Origin of the sequence: Streptomyces glaucescens, from assembly GCF_002154375.1 — a bacterium.
GTDB classification, from domain to species: Bacteria; Actinomycetota; Actinomycetes; order Streptomycetales; family Streptomycetaceae; genus Streptomyces; species Streptomyces glaucescens.
The window spans coordinates 1-4845 of the sequence record NZ_MUND01000713.1; the positions used below are offsets into that span (position 1 = coordinate 1).

Genomic DNA, 4845 nt, shown 5'->3' on the forward strand with positions numbered 1-4845 from the left:
CCGCCGACACGGACACCGCCGGGGCGGCCGGTGCGGCCGCCCCGGCCCGCTTCACCGACCGCCCGCACGGCTTCGCCTCCCTCGCCGGCGGCACCACCGGAGGTGCCGGCGGCAAGGTGGTCACCGTCACCGACCAGGCCGCGCTGGCGAGGTACGCCGCCGCGCCCGAGCCGTACGTCATCCGGGTCAAGGGCAGCATCACCGCCGAGCCGTTCGGCGCGAGCATCGAGGTCGCCTCGGACAAGACCATCGTGGGCGTCGGCGCGACCGGTGAGCTGGTGCAGGGCGAGTTCCACCTCAGCCCCGGCACCCACAACGTGATCATCCGGAACATGACGATCCGGGACTCGGCCGTCGCGGGCAACTGGGACTGCAAGGACACCGACTTCGACGGCATCCAGATGGACACCGTCCACCACGTCTGGGTCGACCACAACCGCTTCTCGAACATCTGCGACGGCCAGCTCGACGTCCGCAAGGACAGCGAGTACGTCACCGTCTCCTACAACCGCTTCGAGAACAACAACAAGACGTTCGGCCTGGGCTGGACGGCCAACGTCAAGACCCAGATCACCATCGATCACAACTGGTTCCGGGGCACCAAGCAGCGCAACCCGTCCGTCGACAACGCCGCCTACGCCCACCTCTACAACAACTACCTGACGGCGCAGGCGGATCCCGGCGACCCCGTGTGGACGTACGGCAACTGGGCGCGCGGCCGGACCCGCATGGTCATCGAGAACTCGTACTACCGGGACGTCCAGCACCCCTACCAGGCCGACGCGACGGCCGAGCTGGTGCAGCGCGGGTCCATCCTGAGGAACACCACCGGGCGGCACGACGCGTGGGGCACCGCCTTCGACCCGCGTGACTTCTACGCCTACCGGCTGGACCCGGCCGCCGCCGTACCCGCGCTCGTGCAGCGCTTCTCCGGGCCGCAGCGGCAGATCGGGACCGTGCTGCACGTGCCCGCCGACCACCCGACCGTGCAGGCCGCCGTGGACGCCGTGCCGGACGGCAACGACGTCCCGGTGACCATCGCCGTCGCGCCCGGCACCTACCGCGCCAAGGTCCACATTCCCGCGGGCAAGCCGAACATCGTGCTGCAGGGGACTGGACAGAACCGCTCCGACACCGTCATCGTCTACGACACGCCCGCCGCGTACGGCGGCTCCACCGGGAGCGCGACCGTACGGATCTCCGCCAGTGACACCACGGCGCGCAACCTCACCTTCAGCAACGACTTCGACGAGGCCGCGCACGAGCTGAACGGCGAGCAGGCGCTGGCGGTGAAGACGACCGGTGACCGGATCGTCTTCGAGGACACCGCCTTCCTGGGCAACCAGGACACCCTGATGACCGACAGCCCCCGGCTGACCACCGTCAGCCGGGTGTACATCCGCGACTCGTACATCGAGGGCGACGTCGACTTCGTCTACGGGCGGGCGACGACGGTGATCGAGCGGTCCGTGATCCGCGCGCTCAGCCGGGGATCGGCGACCAACAACGGCTACATCACGGCCGCCTCGACCTGGACGGGCAACCCGTACGGCTTCCTGATCACCCGGTCGAGGATCGTCAGCGACGCGCCGGCCGGGACGTACCACCTCGGCCGGCCCTGGCACCCCGGCGGGGAGCCCGCGGCCGTGGCCCAGGTGCTGATCCGCGACACCGAGCTGCCCGCCGCGGTCAAGGCGTCGCCGTGGACCGACATGAGCGGCTTCTCGTGGAAGGACGCGCGGTTCGCGGAGTACCGGAACACCGGGCCGGGCGCCACGGTCACCGCGGACCGGCCGCAGATGGGCGACGCCGAGGCCGCGCGGCACACCGTCGCCGACTACCTCGCGGGCACGGACGGCTGGGCGCCGCACGCCCGCCACTGACCCCCCACAACTTCATATCTCGCTGGAACCGAAGAAGAGAGCCGACCAATGAAGATCAGCATCCGCAGAAGCAGGCGCGCTGCCATCGCCGTCGCCCTGGGCTCCGTTCTCGCGCTCACCGCCACCGCCTGCGGCGACGACGGCAGCGGTGGGGGCGGCGGCGAGGGCGCCGAGGGCAGCGGCAAAGGCAAGATCGTCTTCTGGGACAACAACGGCGGTGTCCGCACCGACATCTGGAAGGAGATCATCGCCGACTTCGAGAAGACCAACCCGGACATCGACGTCGAGTACGTCGGCATCTCCTCCACCGAGTACCAGTCCAAGGTCGACACCGCCATCCAGGGCGGCGGCCTGCCCGACGTCGGCGGTGTCGGCGCGGCCATGCTCGCCGGCTTCTCCGCCCAGGGCGCGCTGGAGCCGCTGGACGACCGGCTCGCGGGGTCCCCGCTGAACGGCAAGCTCAACGAGGACATGCTGAAGTCGATGAAGGCCGCGGGCGGCGGCGACGGCACCCTGTACTCGATCCCGACCTCCGCGAACAACGGTGTGCTGTACTACCGCACCGACCTGTTCAAGAAGGCGGGCCTGCAGGCGCCGACCACCTGGGAGGCCTTCTTCACGGCGGCGAACGAGCTGACCGACGTGAAGAAGAACCAGTTCGGGTACACCATCCGCGGCGGCGCCGGCTCCATCGCGCAGGCCCTGGACGCGATGTACGGGCAGAGCGGGATCACCTCGTTCTGGGAGGGCGACAAGACCACCGTCAACGACCCCAGGAACATCGCCGCGCTGGAGAAGTACGCGGCGCTGTACAAGAACGTCACGCCCTCCGCCGACCTCAACAACGACTTCACCAAGATGGTCGCCCAGTGGGACTCCGGCACCATCGGCATGCTCAACCACAACCTGGGCTCCTACCAGGACCACGTGAAGGCGCTCGGCGTCGACAAGTTCCGGGGCATTCCGCAGCCGACCGGCCCCGGCGGCAAGCGGGTGCAGGTGTCCAACCCGGTCGACGGGCTGGGACTGTTCAAGAACTCCAAGAACAAGGAAGCCGCCTGGAAGTTCATCGAGTTCGCGCTCTCGCACGAGGAGAACTCGAAGTTCAACGAGTCGGCGGGTCAGGTGCCGGCGAACACGGACGCGGCGAAGGACCCCTGGGTCGCGAAGGCGGAGCCGACGAAGCTGGCCGCTCAGGCGCTGAGCGACGGTTCCACGACCATCGTCCAGCTGCCGTACTACCTGCCGGACTGGAACACGATCTCCAAGGCGGAGAACGAGCCGAACCTCCAGAAGGTGCTGCTGGGGACCATGTCGGCCAAGGAGTTCCTGGACGGGCTGGCCGAGCAGCTGAACGAGGCCCAGGCCGAGTGGAAGCAGCGGAACCAGTAGGCCGTGCCGGATTCGCCGTGGGGCGGCCCGAGGTTCCCGGGCTGCGGGCCGTCCCCGGTTCCTCGCGCGGTTCCCCGCGCCCCTTGTTCGCTCATCCGGAGTTCGAAAGGCGCCCTCTGTGTCCATTTCTCGTAGGCGGGTCGCTTCGGCGTTGGCCGCTGCTCCGCTTGCTCTTTCCACGCACGGTGTCGCGCGGGCCTCGTCCGGGCCGCGCCGTCGGACGATCCACATCGCCGGGGACTCCACCGCCGCGCAGAAGTACGCGGACGCGGCGCCGGAGACCGGGTGGGGGATGGCGTTCCCCTTCTTTCTGCACAAGGACCGGCCGGTCGCGAACCACGCGGTGAACGGCCGGAGTTCGAAGAGTTTCGTGGACGAGGGCCGGCTCGACGCGATCCTCGCGGAGATCCGGCCGGGTGACTTCCTGATCGTCCAGTTCGGCCACAACGACCAGAAGAGCGCCGATCCCGCCCGGTACACCGAGCCGTGGACGACCTACCAGGACCACCTGCGGCTGTACATCGACGGCGCCCGCGCCCGGGGGGCCCGGCCGGTGCTGGCCACCTCCGTGGAGCGGCGCAGGTTCGACGCGCAGGGCAGGGCGCTGCCGAGCCACGGCGAGTACCCGGCGGCGATGCGCGCGCTCGCCCGGGAGGAGGGGGTGGCGCTGCTGGACGTGCAGGCGCTGTCGCTCGCGCTGTGGCAGGAGCTGGGCGCCGAGGAGACCAAGAAGTACTTCAACTGGACGGCGTCCGAGCAGGACAACACGCACTTCAACCCGCCGGGCGCGATCGCCGTGGCGCGGCTGGTGGTGCGGGAGCTGCTGCGCACGCGGGTGCTGGGCCCGCGGGACGTGCGCCGGCTCGACGACGAGATCCCCGAGGCCTGGATCGAGTGGCTGCCGGCTGCCGTCTGACGTCTGCATTCATCCCACTGTCGAGAGAGAGCCGCACCATGAACACACAGAACTGGCATGGGCATGCCACAAGAACGAGCGTCGCCCTCACCGGGTGCGTCGCGCTGGTCCTCGGCGTCACCGGGACCGCCACCGCCCACGCCGGGTCCCGCGACCTCGGCCGCCAGGTGCTGGCCGCCGGGGACGGCTGGGCCTCCGAGGGCACCGGTACCACCGGCGGATCGGCCGCCGACGCCGCGCACGTCTACACGGTGACCACCTGGGAGGAGTTCCGGGCCGCCCTGGCGGACGGCGGCACCGCGCCCCGGATCATCAAGGTCAAGGGCATGATCGACGCCGTGTCGGAGGGCTGCGACGCCTTCGCCGCCGAGGGCTACGACTTCCAGCGGTACCTCGCCGACTACGACCCGGCCGTCTGGGGCCACGACAAGCCCGTCAGCGGCGAGCAGGAGGACCTGCGGGCCGCGTCCGCCGCCAACCAGGACAAGGCCATCAAGGCGAACATCCCGGCCGACACCACCATCGTGGGGGTCGGCCGGAACTCCGGGATCCTCGGCGGAAGCCTTCAGATCAGGGGCGTCGACAACGTCATCATCCGGAACCTCACCATCGAGGCTCCCGTCGACTGCTTCCCGCAGTGGGACCCGACCGACG

At 69.8% G+C, this 4845-nt stretch carries 4 protein-coding genes; all 4 read left to right on the top strand.

The features are described from left to right. The coding region (locus CCN42_RS35730) for a pectinesterase family protein (protein ID WP_245877618.1) at positions 1-1883 on the top strand (1883 nt) is incomplete at its 5' end. A gap of 48 nt (positions 1884-1931) precedes the next feature. After that, positions 1932-3275 (top strand): ABC transporter substrate-binding protein, encoded by a 1344-nt coding sequence (locus CCN42_RS35735; protein WP_086171633.1) that lies wholly within the window; start codon positions 1932-1934, stop codon positions 3273-3275. 118 nt (positions 3276-3393) lie between these two features. Further along, entirely contained in the window at positions 3394-4191 is a 798-nt protein-coding gene (locus CCN42_RS35740) for a rhamnogalacturonan acetylesterase (protein WP_086741516.1), read from the top strand. A gap of 38 nt (positions 4192-4229) precedes the next feature. Next, on the top strand, positions 4230-4845 hold a 616-nt coding region (locus tag CCN42_RS35745; RefSeq protein ID WP_479688099.1), incomplete at its 3' end, for a pectate lyase family protein.